At 44.2% G+C, this 18,005-nt stretch carries 18 protein-coding genes and 1 pseudogene; 15 read left to right on the forward strand and 4 right to left on the reverse strand.

The genetic code is table 11. The features are described 5' to 3' along the window. Window positions 1-93: 93 nt before the first annotated feature. The 5 genes and pseudogenes from G519_RS48785 to G519_RS0108215 form a co-directional block, all read left to right on the forward strand. Window positions 94-285: pseudogene (locus G519_RS48785) on the forward strand (GNAT family N-acetyltransferase); the annotation flags it as partial. A 46-nt stretch (window positions 286-331) separates the two neighbouring features. Next, a complete protein-coding gene (locus G519_RS0108205) occupies window positions 332-766 on the forward strand; it encodes a hypothetical protein (RefSeq protein WP_029194265.1) in 435 nt (144 codons plus the stop codon). After that, window positions 751-891, forward strand: a complete 141-nt coding sequence (locus G519_RS50050; RefSeq protein ID WP_154669555.1) for a hypothetical protein — start codon at window positions 751-753, stop codon at window positions 889-891. Before G519_RS0108205 ends, G519_RS50050 begins: the two co-directional genes overlap by 16 nt. A gap of 74 nt (window positions 892-965) precedes the next feature. After that, a complete protein-coding gene (locus G519_RS0108210; protein WP_029194266.1) occupies window positions 966-1,751 on the forward strand; it encodes an arylamine N-acetyltransferase family protein in 786 nt (261 codons plus the stop codon). A 145-nt stretch (window positions 1,752-1,896) separates the two neighbouring features. Further along, a complete protein-coding gene (locus G519_RS0108215; protein WP_029194267.1) occupies window positions 1,897-3,249 on the forward strand; it encodes a stalk domain-containing protein in 1,353 nt (450 codons plus the stop codon). 74 nt (window positions 3,250-3,323) lie between these two features. Here G519_RS0108215 and G519_RS0108220 read toward each other — a convergent pair whose 3' ends face one another. Further along, entirely contained in the window at window positions 3,324-3,884 is a 561-nt protein-coding gene (locus tag G519_RS0108220; RefSeq protein ID WP_029194268.1) for a hypothetical protein, read from the reverse strand. A gap of 195 nt (window positions 3,885-4,079) precedes the next feature. Between G519_RS0108220 and G519_RS0108225 the strand changes: the two genes are divergently transcribed. Further along, window positions 4,080-5,054: a LysM peptidoglycan-binding domain-containing protein gene (locus G519_RS0108225; RefSeq protein WP_036632385.1), complete on the forward strand. Its 975-nt coding sequence runs from the start codon at window positions 4,080-4,082 to the stop codon at window positions 5,052-5,054. A gap of 161 nt (window positions 5,055-5,215) precedes the next feature. On the opposite strand, the gene G519_RS42235 is transcribed toward G519_RS0108225, so the two are convergent. Further along, complete coding sequence (locus tag G519_RS42235) at window positions 5,216-6,130, reverse strand: polysaccharide deacetylase family protein (RefSeq protein WP_051253249.1); 915 nt, start codon at window positions 6,128-6,130, stop codon at window positions 5,216-5,218. Window positions 6,131-6,359: 229 nt separating this feature from the next. Between G519_RS42235 and G519_RS0108235 the strand changes: the two genes are divergently transcribed. The 4 genes from G519_RS0108235 to rpoN all read left to right on the forward strand — a co-directional run bounded on the left by G519_RS0108235 (window position 6,360) and on the right by rpoN (window position 10,910). Further along, on the forward strand, window positions 6,360-6,692 hold the full coding sequence (locus G519_RS0108235) for a metal-sensitive transcriptional regulator (protein ID WP_029194270.1): 333 nt from the start codon (window positions 6,360-6,362) through the stop codon (window positions 6,690-6,692). Window positions 6,693-6,709: 17 nt separating this feature from the next. Next, window positions 6,710-6,913: a copper chaperone CopZ gene (gene copZ, locus G519_RS0108240; RefSeq protein ID WP_029194271.1), complete on the forward strand. Its 204-nt coding sequence runs from the start codon at window positions 6,710-6,712 to the stop codon at window positions 6,911-6,913. Window positions 6,914-7,009: 96 nt separating this feature from the next. Further along, window positions 7,010-9,439 carry a heavy metal translocating P-type ATPase gene (locus tag G519_RS0108245; protein WP_029194272.1) on the forward strand — a complete coding sequence of 810 codons (2,430 nt, stop codon included), beginning with the start codon at window positions 7,010-7,012 and terminating at the stop codon, window positions 9,437-9,439. 145 nt (window positions 9,440-9,584) lie between these two features. Then, window positions 9,585-10,910 carry an RNA polymerase factor sigma-54 gene (gene rpoN, locus G519_RS0108250; RefSeq protein ID WP_029194273.1) on the forward strand — a complete coding sequence of 442 codons (1,326 nt, stop codon included), beginning with the start codon at window positions 9,585-9,587 and terminating at the stop codon, window positions 10,908-10,910. An 18-nt stretch (window positions 10,911-10,928) separates the two neighbouring features. On the opposite strand, the gene ablB is transcribed toward rpoN, so the two are convergent. Beyond that, the gene (ablB, locus tag G519_RS0108255; protein ID WP_051253250.1) at window positions 10,929-11,786 is read right to left on the reverse strand and encodes a putative beta-lysine N-acetyltransferase; all 858 of its coding nucleotides are present in this window, start codon (window positions 11,784-11,786) and stop codon (window positions 10,929-10,931) included. 298 nt (window positions 11,787-12,084) lie between these two features. Between ablB and G519_RS0108260 the strand changes: the two genes are divergently transcribed. The 5 genes from G519_RS0108260 to G519_RS0108280 are packed head-to-tail and all read left to right on the forward strand — an operon-like array spanning window position 12,085 to window position 16,432. Further along, window positions 12,085-12,348: a YokU family protein gene (locus G519_RS0108260; RefSeq protein WP_029194275.1), complete on the forward strand. Its 264-nt coding sequence runs from the start codon at window positions 12,085-12,087 to the stop codon at window positions 12,346-12,348. 34 nt (window positions 12,349-12,382) lie between these two features. After that, window positions 12,383-13,735 (forward strand): aspartate aminotransferase family protein, encoded by a 1,353-nt coding sequence (locus tag G519_RS0108265; RefSeq protein WP_029194276.1) that lies wholly within the window; start codon window positions 12,383-12,385, stop codon window positions 13,733-13,735. Further along, a complete protein-coding gene (locus G519_RS0108270) occupies window positions 13,732-14,463 on the forward strand; it encodes a CoA transferase subunit A (RefSeq protein WP_279626866.1) in 732 nt (243 codons plus the stop codon). Before G519_RS0108265 ends, G519_RS0108270 begins: the two co-directional genes overlap by 4 nt. Continuing rightward, complete coding sequence (locus tag G519_RS0108275) at window positions 14,430-15,092, forward strand: 3-oxoacid CoA-transferase subunit B (protein WP_029194278.1); 663 nt, start codon at window positions 14,430-14,432, stop codon at window positions 15,090-15,092. Before G519_RS0108270 ends, G519_RS0108275 begins: the two co-directional genes overlap by 34 nt. 59 nt (window positions 15,093-15,151) lie before the next feature. Next, window positions 15,152-16,432: a peptidase gene (locus G519_RS0108280; RefSeq protein ID WP_409372000.1), complete on the forward strand. Its 1,281-nt coding sequence runs from the start codon at window positions 15,152-15,154 to the stop codon at window positions 16,430-16,432. A 164-nt stretch (window positions 16,433-16,596) separates the two neighbouring features. Here G519_RS0108280 and kamA read toward each other — a convergent pair whose 3' ends face one another. Beyond that, window positions 16,597-17,997: a lysine 2,3-aminomutase gene (kamA, locus tag G519_RS0108285; protein ID WP_036632389.1), complete on the reverse strand. Its 1,401-nt coding sequence runs from the start codon at window positions 17,995-17,997 to the stop codon at window positions 16,597-16,599. Window positions 17,998-18,005: the final 8 nt, after the last annotated feature.

The following is an 18,005-nucleotide window of genomic DNA, read 5'->3' on the forward strand; positions in this document are numbered from 1 at the left end:
CCTTTTCCTTTACTGTGATACGGTCATTATATTCGTCAATCCCTGGACAGGCAATTCCGTCAGCTTTTGGGCATTATGATTCAGCGGCAACAGTACACCCCAAATAGCGAAAGAAATAAGGGATACGCCTCTGATTGTGTTTCGGCATTCACTCAATTCTTGTTAGATCGTGGTTATAAAACAACAAGTTTATATACGGATCTCAGTAATCCTACTTCCAATAAAATTTATATTCAAATTGGATATGAACCAATAATGGATTCAATCGGGATTGTTTTTAAATAAAAGTATTGCGGGTTTATTCCAAAGCTTCCCATACAAGGAGGAACCAATGGAGGATTTCAAGAAATCGGCGAACCGTTTTGTTAAGGCACACTTCGGTGACCGTGCCCAACATCTAGTGCCACTCGCTGCCGGCGATTGGTCGCAAGCCTATTCCTTCATGCTCGACGGGCATGCGATGGTTATCCGTTTCGGCGCCCATCTGGACGACTTTGAGAAGGATCGTGTAATGAGCACATTGTCATCAGACATACTTCCGATTCCGAAGGTTCTTGAGGTAGGCGAGACGTCGAGAGGCTACTTCGCCGTATCTGAGCGAGTTACTGGAAAGCATCTCGATGAGCTGAATGGACCAGAGATACGACTTGTCTTGCCCCAATTGCTAGAAGCTCTCTACGAGCTCCAAAAACTCGACCTCACAAAAACAAAGGGGATTGGCCTTGGTTTCCGAAATGGCAAGAGATTGACTTGCAGGAAATTCTAGACCGCCACTGGGATAAGAACGGAGGCCGACCTGAACAGCTGGAGGAACGACTTCTTGTTGTCTCATCCACATCAGCCTCGACCATATCGCCTACAGCGCTTTTAGGCAGCGCACAGAAGATATGAGACGTCACGCCAAGCAATTGTTGACCTACATACTTTAAGGTGGATTACACAAAAACATGGAGGATATCTATAACATGAATGAGTTAAATGGTTTATTTCGTAAAAGACTAGGCATTCCAGAGAACGAAATACTTACATTCGAAAAATTAGATAACATTCTTGTGAAAACAGCAAGAACCATTCCTTTTGAAAATTTAAACATCATTTCAAATGAAACAAGTGCTATTACAAAAGAGAGTTTGATTTCCAAAATTCTCATGAAAAATGAAGGCGGTTTATGCTATCAATTGAATCCTCTGCTATATTTTTTCCTAGTTGAAAATGGGTTTAATGCCGTGTTAGTTCGCGGAGAAGTGTATAATTATGCAACGAAGGACTGGTCAAAGCTTGGGAGAACTCATGTAACTATTCTTTTGCAGCATAAGGGTCAAACGTACTTGGTTGATACTGGATTTGGTGGAAACTTACCACTAAAACCTGTGCCGCTAAATGGAGAAACTGCCTCATCTGTGAATGGAGAATTTCGAGTCCGAGCAACGGAAACTGATTATGGGGACTATATACTTGAAATGAAGCTAAAATATAAAGATACAGATTGGAAAATAGGGTATGCTTTTGATACAAAACGACCATTAAAGGACTTATCTGAATTGAATGAAGTCCAAGAAATCATCGTCCAGCACAAAGAATCACGATTTAACAAAATCCCACTGATGACTCAACTTACAAGCGATGGAAACGTTACATTAACCGATACTTCTTTCACACAATGGATTCAGGGGAAATCGAGTAAGGAACAAATTGATAAGGATAAATTTAAAGAGCTAGCAAAGCAGCATTTTGGATTTCAAGAACTATGAGAAGCCGTGTTGAAACGGCTTCTTTTTGTATAGGAAATTATGATAATGGTGAAAATTAACATTTTTTTAATAAGGTTAGGGATGTCCTTTTACACTTGTCTGTTAGCCTAGTTAAGATAGAAACTAAGCATAGGGGTGCAAATGGATGAAAAAAATGTTGAAAACATGGATAGGAGCAAGTCTTACAAGTGTGATGCTGCTAGGGGGAGGAGCAACAGTCGTCACTGCTGCCGATATGGGCGATTCAGCGCTGCGCACGACGATTGAAAGCATGAACGGCACATTAGGTTGGGCTTCAGATGCACAACAAATTACGGTCGATATTGCAGGAAGCAAAGCAACGCTGAAATTAGGTTCAGTAGACGCAACCATGAAGGGACAAGCTGTGAAGCTGGACAAAGCGCCTTACTTGGCTAATGGCGTTACACAAGTGTCAGCCGCCACGGTGACACAGCTGAAGGATGCTTTCAAGAGTACGGACAAGCTTCTGTTCACCCATTCATCCGTAGGGGATTGCCGCATTGACAGCACAGTAACAGATGCTTCTGCACAGGATCTGAAGTGGCTTGTTAACAGCAAAGTGTTAACTCGAATGATGGATGAAATGCAAGCACAGAAGTCAAGCATGCTGTTCTACAATGGCGACATGATCATGGGTTACACACCGAACTCGGATGTAAATATTTTGAACCGCGAGTATGCGTTCTGGCGTGGAATCGTAGCTACAGCGTTCGAACACGGCATGTACGTGTTTCCAGTGCCGGGCAATCATGAGACACAGGACAATTATGTGGACTCGAATGGCAAAACCGTGAAGGTATCGACCAAAGCAAACGAAGATACATGGCGGGATAACATGGGTGACATCATTGTTGACCAGAAGCGTTTTGCACAAATTCTAGGTGAGAATATCGCAGGATGGGACCCTAATAACTATCCGCAAATCGGCATGGATCATATCACAACGCAGCAACAGCAATTAGACTATTCCTTCGACTACCGTGGCTCCCATTTTGTTGTGATCAACACGGATCCAACGGGAAATGACTCCCACGCACCAACGGAATGGCTGGATAAAGATTTGAAAGCAGCCAAAGATCGTGGCATGAAGCACTCATTCATTTTCGGGCACAAGCTTGCTTACACTTATTATTTTGACTCCTCTGCAAAAATTAGTGGACTTGATGTAGATAAAGACGCGGCTAGCGCGTTCTGGAAAGTAGTTCAAGACAACAAAGCTACTTACCTGAGTGGTCACGAGCACATCTTCAATGTAAGTCGTCCGAACAACGGTTCCGCTTACCAAGTGGTTGTTGGTTCCGGCGGTTCCCCATTCGAAGCGAAGAAAGCAACAAGCAATCCGATTGACCGCGACTACGCTTATGTAACTGTAAAAGTGTACGAAAGTGGTAAAGTACACTTCGATGCTTACGGATTCGATGCGTTCTATGGCCCTACTCAAAACTTCATGAGCTGGGATTTAGATCAAGGCTTCTAAGTCTAAAAAGTAAGTCGTCACGAGGTTCTCGTGGCGACTTTTTCGTATCATTAGGTAGTCCGGATGGGTACAGCTTACTGTCCAAGAAAAAATGAATTTTCATAAGAAGCGCCGTTTGGAAATCGAAATGTTAACTGCAAAGCGCTGCCGGACTCCCCTGTAACAGTTAGTAGATAAGGAGATTTGACGAGCTCCCTAACAGCACTTGATAATTTGGCGTCATTTTGAGTATTTATCGCATTAACGATTCTATATACAAACCGTCGATCAGTAGCTAGCTTAAAATACAGCGGAACTACCGCTTTAGACAATAAACGAAACTCATTTGCTCTGAATTTTTTGTTCTCGGTGCGAACCGCTGTTAGGTTACAAAGCTGATTACCTAGAACACCAAAACAAATAAAAAATCCAATTTGCTCTACTTCAATAGATTCTGATGAAACGGAAGGTACTGTTTCTTTGATGATTCTGTCGATTCTATCGCCGCTTTGCTCCCGAAGTGCCCTTGCAAATCGAGTTGAATAAGCGGCATCGTTTGCCACACGACGATACAGCGGAAGCATTGTCCCTGCAGTTCCTTGAAGCAACGTACTCTGAACTTGTTGAATTTGGATCTTCTCTTGTATTTTCTTCATGGTGGTTTCACTCCGATTTCTTCTAAATAGTATCATTTAATGCAGCAATATCCGATTACGTAAGGGGCAAGGTCCCATTCAATCAGTTGAATTTCATTGTTTCCTATTTTGATTACGAAAAATTAGGCTCGAGATATAGTCCCATTTCCCAACCTACTGAATAAAAAGTAATATCCAATCAAAGGTGGGATAGAAATGGCTATTGCACGAAATTTTCAAATGACTATCTTTTTGTCACAGAAGGATTTTTTCGAAAATATACGAAGGACTTTCAAAAATAAAACGCTTATTGTTCAAAATGGCATTGGTTACCTTGCTCTGGACGATGTGCTGGAGATTCTAGAGTATGATCTAAAAGGAGGAAATGCCAGATTCCGATTTGCTACGGATGGTTCTGAATTTTTATCGCTTCCGCGTAGTGGCGGGATAGCAAGAAGAGAGGATGTCAACTTCCGCATTGATCCGTTAATAACCGATCAAGGGAAATTATACGTGAGTTTGCGCTCTATCAATCGGCTCTTTAATGTAGATGTATCTGCAAATTTAGTGAAAAGCCAAGTTTTTATTCGGCAACCCGCACTATTTTTCATAACTTTCAAAGGAGATACTTTACGAAGTTTAACTAAGCTTTTAAACACGACGGTGAATAAATTGCTTGCACTTAATAAAAATTTAAAAGAACCAATTCCAGCTGGTATCCGATTAAGGATTCCTACAACTCAACCTAATTCACCTACAGTTAAAGGTAATACAAAAAAATCATCCGTAAGAATCAAGCAAACAGATAAGGCACCTACCATTATTGCTCTTGGCACGACTTTAATTGGAACGCGCTATCAATTTGGGACAGCCCCCTATCCAAGGTCAAAAAGATTTGATTGTTCTTCCTATTTGCAATACATTTTCGGGAAAAACGGAGTCGCATTGCCAAGAACATCTAGAGCTCAAGCGACGGTGGGCAAAAGGATTGGACAAAGGGACATAGAGCCTGGCGATATAATATTCTTCCGTAGACCTCGCTATTCGGATAATCGAATTGGACATTGCGGGGTCGATATCGGAAATGGGCGAATGCTGAACACGTATTCCTCCCCTCCCGGTGTGACGATAACAAGATGGAAAGACCCGTATTGGTTAAGCAGATACATTACTGCTAGCGAAATTTTATAGTCTGAGCAAATCGATAGAAGGGACATGTGGTAATGTTCTAGTAAATATGGGATGCTTTACGGCTTAGAAGGAAGAAGAAGCCCTGGCAAAACTGCCAGGGCCTTTAATATGTAAAATATTAATATTCGTACATACAACAAGGTAGTAATTATTTTTGAATACTATTCTGACATTCGCTGCTTTACGATAATGTTTTTCAAGAATATTCTCAGATTTCCGGTTACGCTTGTTTCACCATTGAGTATGCGCAGCAGACTTTTTGCTGTAACATGTGCTGATCCAACATTTACCCGTTTTATCAACTTAGTTCCAGGCGTGTTCAATCCATCCAACCCAGTAAAGTAATATTTAATTCCTAACTGGTCTCCGATATCTAAAAGGGTATTATTATACCTCCCGTGAGGAAAACAAAATAATTTATCTGGATTTCCCAATTTCATTTGAATGATTTCATCTGCTTTTTTTAGATCGATTTTGACTCGTTGTTTATATTCTTCCTCGGTTTCCATTCTGTTCTGGTCCTTTAAATAGATAGGATTAGTTAAGGGAGAAATCGGATTTCCGTTTTGATCAGCAGCAAAATCATGGGAATTAAAGGTGTGGGAGTAAAAATCAAAACCATCACTCTTCATGGTCTGAATTTCATCCCAGTTCAAAAAAGGAGTTCCAGGATTAGTTCCTAAGTAATTTACAATAATGAAATTAGTAGCCGTCATGTTTTGCTCTTTCAAAGCAGGATAGGCATATTTGTAAAAAGATTCATACCCGTCATCAAAGGTAATTACAACGGCATCAGGGGGAACAGAGCCTTTACCATTTAGAAAATTAACGAATTCTTTCATTGAAATCACATGATAGTGATTAGCCTTCAGCGCTTCTAAATGTTTTTTGAATGTATCAGGAGTTATGGTAAATTCAGATTCGGTAGGATCGATGTGGTGATATTCAAGAACTGCAACCCGATTGCTGTAGTGGTATCCGTTATAGGTTTTATACTTATCATTTAAAAGTGCATAACAAAATACCAAGCTTACAAATGCTATACAAAAGTATTTTATAAAGTTCTGTTTAGACATGTTGTGTAATCTCCAACTTTCCATGGTATCATTTACTCATCAATCCTGAGGCTTGCGAGATGTGTCAGTACCCGATTATACGACTAAAAAAGAACGAGGTAAAGTTTTACGCTTTCGTCGTACTCCCTAATTAGATTTAGAAACTTGAAAAGGAAATGGAAAAATGTAAAAAAGGGCTTGATATAGGGTATGGGGGTATAGTATATTATGAATGTGAGGAGGAAATGCTATGGAACAACATGGTAACCAAGAACTAAATGAGGCCAGCTGTCATTCGGGCAGTGATCGAAAAAGTCATCATTCGGATAAAACAAAAAACAATTTGATTTCTAGGCTCAACCGCATCGAAGGACAAATTCGGGGTGTGAAAGGTCTTATTGAGAAGGATACGTATTGTGACGATGTGTTAAATCAAATCGCCGCGGTTCAATCCGCTTTAAACGGTGTTGGGAAACTGCTTCTCGAGCATCATCTAAACAGCTGTGTGATCGAACGCATTCAAGAAGGCGATAATGAGGTTATCAAAGAACTCATGATTACCATGAATAAATTAATGAAATAATAAGGGAGAGATTAGATATGCAATCAATTACACTTAAAGTTGAGGGTATGTCCTGCGGTCATTGCGTGAATTCGGTCGAAGGCGCCGTTAAGAAACTTGGTGCTAATGGTAAAGTTGATTTGAGTGGTGGATCCGTTACGGTAGATTTCGATGAGTCTAAAATTTCTTTGGACGCTATTAAAGAAGCGATTGAAGAACAAGGCTATGACGTTGCGAAATAAAGATAAATGAGCCGCTGCAGGCGGCTCCAATGTAAGACCTATTTTTTTTCGAAAATATATACCCCGTAGGGGTATGTGGAGGACGGAGGAACTGAAATGGCGAAACAAGTAGAGCAGCAGCAAGCTAGTCTGCAAATTACGGGCATGACATGCGCGGCATGCGCGAACCGAATAGAAAAAGGCTTGAAGAAATTAGAAGGCGTTGCAGAAGCCAACGTGAATTTTGCACTTGAGAAGGCTTCGGTGAGATATAACCCGAATCAAATCAGTGTTTCTGCCATGGAAGAGAAAATACTGGATCTGGGTTACAGCACCGTAAAGGATACAGTCGATTTTAATATCGTTGGTATGACCTGCGCAGCGTGTGCGACTCGTATTGAGAAAGGTTTAAATAAAATGTCTGGGGTTAGTAAAGCTACAGTTAACCTCGCCTTAGAAACAGCCCATATCGAGTATAGCGCAGCAGAAGTTTCTGTAAGCGATATGGTTAAAAAAGTCGATCAGCTTGGATACAAAGTCATACGTAAAGAGGAAGTGGAAGCTAAAGGCGATTATAAGCAAAAGGAGATACGTCACAAGAAAATACAGCTAGCCGTATCAGCAATCCTTTCGCTGCCGCTTCTGTGGGCCATGGTAAGCCACTTTACATTTACATCGTGGATTTACCTGCCAGAGTTCTTGATGAATCCTTGGGTCCAGCTTATTCTTGCCACACCGGTACAATTCATTATCGGTAGTCAGTTTTACGTTGGAGCATACAAAGCACTTCGCAATAAAAGCGCCAATATGGATGTGCTTGTTTCTCTAGGCACTTCAGCCGCGTACTTCTATAGTCTATACCTAACGCTGCAATGGGCAGCATCTACGGATGCTCATCACCATGCGCCTGATATGTACTACGAAACTAGCGCGATTCTTATTTCTTTGATTATTTTAGGAAAACTATTTGAGGTGTTGGCAAAAGGGCGAACCTCTGAAGCCATCAAGAAATTGATGGGGCTTCAAGCGAAAACAGCGTTAGTCATTCGAAATGATCAAGAAATGTCGATCCCGGTTGAAGAAGTTGTCATCGGGGACATGGTACTTGTAAAACCGGGAGAGAAAATTCCAGTCGATGGTGAAGTTGTAGACGGATTGTCTGCTGTTGATGAATCCATGCTTACGGGGGAAAGTATCCCTGTCGAGAAGAAAACCGGTGACGCCGTTATAGGCGCTACTGTTAATAAAAACGGCAGTTTGAAAATTAAAGCAACTCGTGTTGGTAAAGAGACAGCTCTTGCTCAAATTATTAAAGTTGTGGAGGAAGCCCAAGGCTCCAAAGCACCCATTCAACGTATAGCTGATGTGATCTCGGGTATTTTTGTCCCGATCGTTGTAGGTATTGCTGTTATAACATTTCTGGTATGGTATATCTGGGTTGCTCCTGGCGAGTTTGCCACTGCGTTGGAAAAAGCTATTGCTGTCCTTGTCATTGCTTGCCCATGTGCATTAGGTCTTGCAACACCAACCTCGATTATGGCCGGATCCGGTCGCGCAGCGGAATTTGGCATCCTGTTTAAGGGTGGAGAACATTTAGAATCGATGCAAAAAGTGCAAATTATTGTACTTGATAAAACGGGTACGGTAACGAAAGGCAAACCGGAACTTACCGACGTTCAAATTGAAAACATAGATGAAGAAGAAACAATTCTTAGACTAATCGGCTCTGCCGAAAAACAATCGGAGCATCCGCTTGCTGAAGCGATCGTTGCCGGAATTGTGGCTAAAGGAATTGCCCTTACTACCACCGAGCATTTCGAAGCCATTCCTGGCTACGGAATTCGTGCCATTGTAGAAGGCAAGGAAGTGCTGGTTGGAACCCGTAAGCTCCTGCAGCGTGAAGCCATTGACTTCGGAAAAGCAGTTACTGACATGGAAAAGCTCGAATCCGATGGTAAAACCGCTATGCTCGTTGCAGTGGATAACAAGTACGCAGGTATGGTAGCCGTAGCGGATACGATCAAAGACACATCGAAAGAAGCAGTCACGCGCTTAAAACAAATGGGCATCGATGTCATCATGATGACAGGTGACAATCAACGGACGGCGCGTGCTATCGCGAAGCAAGTTGGCATCGATCATGTTCTCGCGGAAGTCCTTCCGGAAGGCAAAGCCGAAGAGGTGAAGAAACTACAAGAACAAGGAAAAATAGTGGCAATGGTGGGTGATGGCATCAACGATGCTCCTGCTCTTGCGACTGCAGACGTCGGGATAGCTATCGGCACCGGCACCGACATCGCGATGGAAGCAGCGGACGTGACACTGATGCGCGGAGAGCTTACAAGCATTACAGATGCCATTTATATGAGCCGTAAAACGATGACGAACATTAAACAGAACTTGTTCTGGGCACTTGGTTACAATACGCTTGGGATTCCGATTGCGGCACTGGGACTTTTGGCTCCTTGGGTAGCTGGTGCAGCAATGGCACTAAGCTCGGTGTCCGTTGTATTAAATGCTTTGCGCTTGCAACGAGTAAAGTTATAAGGATCAACGAATAATGCCACACAAATAAAAGCAGTCTAGTTTTCTTAGAAAACTGGGCTGCTTTTATGTTTCAACCCCGGAATATCGAAATAAAGGGATCATACTTGAATACATATAGAAGCAAAAACGTAAAGGGGTGATGCACATGCGCCCAGGATACGGAATGTTCCAACAGCAAGCTGCGAAAATGCGATTGACTCCGCAACTGCGAAAAGCAATAACGATTCTCAAGCTCTCGACCCCGGAATTACTGGAGGCAGTCCAGCAGGAGATGAATGATAACCCGATATTGGAATTCTCCGGAAACGAATGGGATGCTTATACTACCACTTATAAATTTCAGAGTGCAATAGGCAGGCGTGACCAGATCTATGACCCCTTACAACACGCCTCATCGAACGAGGAATCCCTGGAAAGGCATTTAAAGGAACAGTTGAGCTTTGTAAAAAAGATCTCGCCATCCATTCGTAAAATGGTTGCGTTTATGATCGGAAATCTGGACAATAATGGCTATCTAGGGCCTTCTTTGCATGAAATTTCTGATGTATGTAAGGTCGATCTTGCTCAAGCGGAACTTGCGTTAAGAATCTTGCAGGGCTTTGATCCCATCGGTATCGGAGCTAGAAATTTAAGAGAATGTTTGCTTCTACAGGTCCAGTCCTTGTCAGAATGCTTTCCGTTAGTCTCCTTATTAATTCGTAATCATCTGAAGGATGTTGCTGATTACCGCATCCATAAGTTGTCGACGATACTGCAAGTGACCTCTCAAGAAATTCAGGCTGCGATCGATGTGATCAAAGAATTGAATCCTAGACCCGGCTCAGCCTATCACATAGAAGCTGTTCATTATATTATCCCCGAGGTTATCATCGAAAAGACAGGTGAACAGCTCGTTGTGCTGATTCATCAAGCAGCGTCGCCCCGCCTATCGGTTAATGGGTATTACCAGCGAATGGGGAAAGAGAGTAGTAACTATAACGAAGCAGCCAAGTTCCTCTCTGTTAAATTAAATTCAGCAATGTTTTTCTTAAAGTGTTTGGAACAAAGACGAAAGACCATATTCCGCGTAGCACAAGCCATTGTGGAGGAACAGACCGAGTTTTTTTGGAAAGGTGCATCTTTTCTGAAACCTATGACGTTGAAGCATATTGCGGATAAATTGGGCGTGCATGAATCAACGGTAAGCCGCGCGACAGTTGGCAAATATGCTCAAACACCATGGGGCATATTCGAGCTGAAGCACTTCTTTCCCTCTGGTTTACTTAAGGAAACAGGAGATTCAGCATCCTCGGAGCATATAAAAGCAAGAATAAAGGAATGGATCCAAAGGGAAAACATCGCCAAGCCTTACTCTGACCAGAAGCTAACAGAGCTAATGATCCAGGAAGGCATTCAAATTTCTCGCCGTACGGTAACTAAATATCGGGAGGAGTTAGGCATTTCTTCTTCACTGAGAAGGAAACGCATATAGATACTATGGGGGTCACAATCACTTCAACATTTTGCACCACAAATTCATGTCCTCAAATTTGTCGTAAATATCACAATTTTTCGTTAGTCTGCCATAATATCGGTACCCCATCTGAAAGAATACGGCATTCATACCGAAAGATAGAGCTCTAGATAACGAGTAAGCGCAAGTGATGTTTCGCGCAATTAATTCATCTTCCAAAGCATGCATAAGCAGTCTCATGAGTCCTTGATTCCGATAGGCAGGGAGTGTGGCGCAATCCGTCATTTCCGCATTAGCGTAAACCGTATTGATCTCTGCGGATGCGGCGCTAATCAGTTGCTGCGGCGATTCTATCAGATAATAAACCGTACCCTCCCGCATGGTTTTTTTGACATACTCAGGTTCATTCATAGGTGTCGGGTACGTTTGAAATATTTGATCATATAAAAGAGAAAGCTGCTCAGCATCCTCCATCCTTGCTATACGCAGTATACATTGTTCCGGAACTAAGGGCCGATCTGGCTTGAGGGGAAGAGCGAGCACTTGCTTTAATATGTGATCTTCCTCTATCCAATAATCGCTAGTCCGCCGCTCAAGATCATCGTAGAGAGCCATACAGTAAGCGTCGCCACCGTTGAAATATCCTTTATAAATTCCCTCCAGCATGCAGCCTTTGGATAGAAAGGTTTGCCAATCATCCTCCCTCGATTTAATAAACATTTTGGTCAAAGCATGGGCTTTGGCAATTTCGACAATTCGCTTGCAGATGGCATCCGCATTTCCTAGATAATCATCTACTCGAAGCCTCTTGTTCAAGAAATCAAGGCAATAGCTTACCGTATATTCGTCGCCATTCTCAACCAGATTTGTATAAGTTGGCAGATTACTTGGCATGGGGTATTCCCCTTTCTCCCTAAAATAGTTCCATCCAGGTATGTGCAAAAATAGTGCCAACTGCAAAACGAGATCATGCTTTGTGCTGCAAGCGTGCAATACGTGTGAATTCTAATTTTTGCTGCCAAAAATATAGCAACTGCCAAATAATTGGCGGCTTTTCCCACAATAACCGACCCTGCAGCAGTTTAGTTGCCTACTTCAAAAAGTTGGCATTTATTTTGCTTAATAATCAGACAGCGATAAGAAGGTTCTATATACATCACTTTGTGGGATACATGGAGGAGGATGGATGCATATGAAATGCATATGGTGTGAGACGGAGGATATTCGTGAAAGTGTGAAAGATTGCTACTGGATCATGCCGGATGGGAGAGTGTCGGTTCAGATTTTGGAAGTCCCGGCTATTGAATGCGCCAACTGCCGTACTTACGTATTGGAGAGCACCGCGCAGCAAATTGAAGAGACACTTTACTGGCATGATGTATCCGCGTTAGGTACTGCATTCAGCTATGAAGATCTGTTGAAGGCTCCTCGAGTTAAGAATATGTTTCTAAAATAAAACCATAGCAATGGTTATCAATGGAGGGAGCCTTATGACGCGGGAGCATTTGATTAAGCCGGTTTTGGATCACCATTATCCCACCATTCAATATGGAAAAGGCGTTTTTTTGTACGATGATCAAGGCAAAGCCTATATAGACGCTTCCTCGGGAGCTGTGACAGCCGGAATCGGGCACGGGGTTCAAGAAATCATCGATGCGATGCTGGAGCAGGCGGGCAAGGTCTCTTTTGTCTACCGTTCTCAGTTTACCAGTGAACCTGCCGAAAAGCTGGCGAAGAAACTGAGTGATTTGGCGCCTGGCCAAGATTACTGGGCTTTCTTCGTGAACAGCGGATCTGAAGCAACGGAAACAGCGATGAAGATTGCCATTCAGCACTGGCAGGAGAAGGGGCGCCAAGGAAAAAATAAAGTTATTTCAAGACGGATGAGCTATCACGGTATCACGATGGGCGCTCTTTCGATGTCAGGCCATGTACTTAGAAGAAGACGATTTATTCCGTTATTGGAGGACTTTCCGGTCGTCGTTCCACCTTATTGCTACCGCTGTCCGCTTAACAAAACCTTTCCGGATTGCAAATTGGCGTGTGCGGATGATATGGAAACCGCTATAAAACGGATCGGAGCTGAACATATCGCAGCATTTATTGCTGAGCCAATCATTGGAGCTGCAGGGGGGGCCATTGTACCGCCCGAAGGATATTACAAGAGGATCAAGGAGATTTGCGATCGGAATGAGATTTTATTTATCGCCGATGAGGTCATGACAGGCATTGCCCGCACAGGAGCTATGTTCGGTATGCAGCATTATGGCGTCGAACCGGATCTGATTGCTCTAGGAAAAGGCATGAGCGCCGGATATACGCCAATGGCGGCAGCTTTGGTTAAAGATCATGTGATGGAACCCATTTTGAAAGGCTCCAAAAGCATCATGTCTGGCCATACCTACAGCGCAAATCCGCAATCAGCGGCAGTTTCACTGGCGGTTCTCGCCTATATTGAAGAACATCAGTTAGTCAGGGCAGTTGAGCTCAAAGGCAGCTATTTGCTGGGCCAGATGCGCCAAATGGCAGACCAGATCGAGATCGTCGGCGATGTGAGGGGTCAAGGACTTCTTTTGGCTATGGAATTCGTTTCCAATCGGACCAACAAGCTGCCGTTTCCATCTGAGCTAGGTATCACCTCTCGGATCATCGAAAAATCTTTTCAAAAAGGCCTGCTAGTGTATCCTGCATCAGGCGCGGTGGAAGGGGTAGGCGATGCCATTATTGTGGCTCCTCCTTTTGTGATTACAGAAGAAGAAATGGATCAGCTCGTGCGGATTTTGGATGAATCCATTCGGGAAGTCATGGCCCAGGTTACCCGATCCGAATTGGAGGAGAGATGATGGTGTCACGTGAGAATTCACATGCGGTCGTAGAAGGAAAAGTAAGGACTTTGGAAGATGCGCTTCATGAAATCACAGATGGTTGTACGTTGATGTATGGCGGGTTCGGCGGTATTGGAACGCCCCCAACGTTGATTGAAGGTATTTTGCAAAAAGGAATAAAAGATCTAACGATCGTTGGGAATGATACCGGGTTTCCGCATATCGGCATTGGTCGCTTAGTCACAGCAGGCAGAGTAAAGAAAGTGATAGCCTCCCATATCGGCTCCAACCCGAACGCCGGCCAAAGGATGGAGGATGGCACTATGGAGGTGGTATTTTACCCGCAAGGAACGCTAGCTGAGAAAATTCGGGCGGGCGGCGTAGGTCTTGGCGGCATACTTGTGGATGTCGGCGTCGGAACGATTATGGAGCAGGGGAAGTCTACCGTATCCATCGACGAGAAAAAGTATCTGGTGGAGCCTGCACTGACGGCTGACGTTGCTATTGTTCATGCAAAAAAAGCCGATCCGTTCGGGAATCTTGTCTATGATAAAAGCGGCAGAAATCTGAATCCACTGGTAGCCATGGCCGGCAAATTTACGATTGCTGAAGTCGATGAAATTGTAGCGCTTGGCGAGTTAGACCCCGAAAACATTGTAACGCCGGGCATTTTCGTAGATATGGTGATACTCAGCAGAGGGGTGACTTGGGAATGGGTATGGGAAAAGAAACCCGCGTCCGAATAGCAAAGCGGGCTGCGGAGGAATTAAAAGACGGCATGGCCGTCAATTTAGGAATCGGCATTCCGACGCAGGTTGCAGATTACGTTCCTGAAGGTATCGATGTTGTTTTCCATGCGGAAAATGGAATTCTTAGGGCAGGGGGTGCCCCGCTTCCGGGGGAAGAAGATGCTTTTCTTTGCAACGCAGGGGGATACCCTGTCACGATTACCGACGGTGCTTCCTACTGCGATAGCAGTATTGCTTTTGCCATGATTCGTAGAGGATGTATAGATATCACAATACTTGGGGCGCTAGAGGTTAGTGAAAATGGGGATTTGGCCAATTGGATCGTACCAGGGAAGCGGGTGGCAGGGATCGGAGGGGCGATGGAGCTTGCGCAAAAAGCGAAAAAAGTCATCGTTCTAATGAACCATGTTAACAGGCAGGGAGAATCCAAGGTTAAAAAGCAGTGTGACTTGCCGCTAACAGCGCGGGCCTGTGTCAAATTGATTATTACGGAAATGGCCGTGATGGAGGTCACTGAACAAGGATTGCTTTTAAAAGAAATCATGCTTCCTTATACGATAGAGGACGTTGTCAGCCATACGGAAGCTGCATTAATCATTCCGGAGAACGTTGCGTACATTCCATAACCGTTGTTACAAAGTCGCTTACTCGTGACTAACTGAAGGAGGGAATTCCTTTGCCCAATCTGAACGCTGAACTGCAAAAGCAAATTCATGAGTGGATTAGGCTTCATCGTGAAGACGGAACCGAATTTCTGCAGAAGATGGTCAGAATCCCCAGTACGCAGGGCCATGAGAAGGAGGCTCAGGCCTTAATTGCCGAGAAATTTCGCGAGTTGAAACTGGACGTTGATGTCTGGGAGCCGGATGGAGAGGCTCTAGAGGCGCATCCTTATTTTTGTTCCCCTAGAAACCGTTTTACGGGCAGTCCCAATGTAGTGGGTGTCATGAAAGGGTCCGGAGGGGGACGATCTATCCTCCTTAATGGTCATATTGATGTCGTTCCGGAAGGTAATCGGGATCAATGGCAAGATGATCCTTTTGGCGGCAATGTGGTGGACGGTAAGCTGTATGGACGCGGGGCAACAGATATGAAGGGCGGAAACGCTTCGCTTTTTATTGCTGTGGAAGCTATTCAGAGTCTTGGCATTAAGTTGAAGGGCGATGTCATTGTTCAAAGCGTTATTGAAGAGGAAAGCGGTGGGGTTGGCACACTGGCTGCGATTGTGAAGGGTTATCGAGCGGATGCGGCTCTTATTCCGGAGCCTACTAATTTACGTATATTTCCGAAGCAGCAGGGCTCTATGTGGTTCCGTACCCAGGTTAAAGGCCGCTCGGCACATGGGGGAACCAGGTACGAAGGGGTTAGTGCCATTGAGAAAAGCGTGATCGTACTGCAGCATATCCGGGAGCTTGAGGAGCAACGAAATGCTCGGATCTCGGATCCTTTGTACGCTCAAAACCCTATTCCTATCCCCATTAATATTGGTGTCATTCAAGGAGGGAATTGGCCTTCATCCGTAGCGGACACCGTAAAGCTTGAAGGAAGAATGGGTGTTGCACCTGAGGAAAAGCTTGATGAGGCTAAGGAGGAAATGGCGCGATGGATGGAAGGGCTTAAGGGAAAAGATCCTTGGTTTGAAGAGCATCCGGCAACCGTTGAATGGTTTGGAGCCCGGTGGGTCCCTGGCAGCGTCGATCTAGGTCATGACTTGATGCGGGTTCTGATGGAGCAATATCGAGAGGTTAAGCATGAGGAACCAATCATTGAAGCATCGCCATGGGGAACAGACGGAGGTTTGCTCACGCAGCTCGGGGAAACGCCTTGTATTGTTTTCGGTCCAGGCATCACACAAGTGGCCCACTATCCAAATGAGCATATTGTGCTGGATCATGTATTTCAGGCAGCGGAGATCATCGCATTGACCCTGATTCATTGGTGTGGATTTGATGGGATGGAGGCATAGGGAAGGATCAGGAGACGAATTGTTTAGTTATTGAGAATGAAAAGGCACCCTATGGGTGCCTTTTGGGTTTTACTTGTGTTGTCGCCCGCCGCTCCAGGAAATCCATCTATTCTACTTGTAACCGCGCTGCTCGGATAACGAAATGAGAATCGAGCAAGATTGCTTTAATTCTCGGTATTTAGAATACTCTCCGTATCTTCCTTATTCTCCTTCTGCTGTGCTTTCATCAATTTGTCTTTCATTTCATCCCTTTTTGGCCGACGATCCTTCAACGAAGCGTGCTCCGGCGTTTCTTGATAAATTTTCCTTCTGCCAATTCGGCGCAAATTTTCTGGCACTAGGTTAAATTTTTCATCTTTCATGAGTGCAATAATACCAGTGCTTTCAGGTTGTTTCTCAATACCGTAGATTTCGTTGAAATATTCGTCTGCACGGCCCGGTACATAGTTTTTCGGCTCGGGATACCCGACGATAACACCTTCATAATTACGCAGAATGACCTTATCCTGGCTTTGCGAGATCAAATAATTGGGCTGAAGGGCAATTTTTCCGCCTCCTCCAGGAGCGTCAACAACGAAGGTAGGTACCGCATAGCCTGAGGTGTGGCCGCGAAGTGATTCGATTATTTCCAAACCTTTGGATACAGGCGCCCGGAAATGACCGATCCCTTCAGACAGATCGCATTGATAAATATAGTAGGGACGAACGCGTATTTTCACAAGATCGTGCATAAGCTTCTTCATTATATAGATACTGTCGTTAATACCAGCCAGAATCACGGACTGATTGCCTAAGGGAACTCCGGCATTCGCCAACATTTCACAAGATTTTTTCGCTTCGTCCGTCATTTCCAAAGGATGATTAAAATGGGTATTCAGCCAAACCGGGTGGTATTTTTTGATAATGCTGCACAAATGCTCCGTAATCCGCTGCGGGAAAACAACCGGGGCTCTCGTGCCGATACGAATGATCTCAACATGAGGAATCGCCCTTAAATTTTTCAAAATATACTCCAAAATATTGTCGTTAATTAAAAGCCCATCCCCGCCAGAAAGCAGTACGTCACGGACCTCCGGCGTATTTCGAATATAAGCAATCGCGTCATCCAATTGTTTTTTGGGAACCCCCATGCCTACCTGACCGGAGAAACGGCGGCGAGTGCAGTATCTGCAATACATGGAGCATTGGTTCGTAACTAGAAATAGCACCCTGTCAGGGTAACGATGAGTTAAACCAGGGGTAGGGGAGTCCTCATCTTCGAAGAGGGGATCCTCGAGATCATACTTTGTTTTCAATAATTCGGCGGAAATGGGAACCGACTGCATACGGATCGGGCATCGAGGATCGTCCGGATTCATCAATGATGCGTAATAGGGAGTAATATTTAAAGGGATGGTCTGAGTTGAAATGCGAACGCCATCTTCTTCCTCGGGGGTTAAATTCACTACTTTCTTCAGATCTTCCAGGGTACGAATGGTATGTGTCAGCTGCCAAAGCCAATCATTCCACTGTTCATCTGTTACGTTTTTCCATAGTTCAATTTGTTTCCAGTCACGTCGTTCCATAATTGCAC

It is taken from the genome of Paenibacillus alginolyticus DSM 5050 = NBRC 15375 (assembly GCF_000422905.1).
Lineage (GTDB): Bacteria > Bacillota > Bacilli > Paenibacillales > NBRC-103111 > Paenibacillus_E > Paenibacillus_E alginolyticus.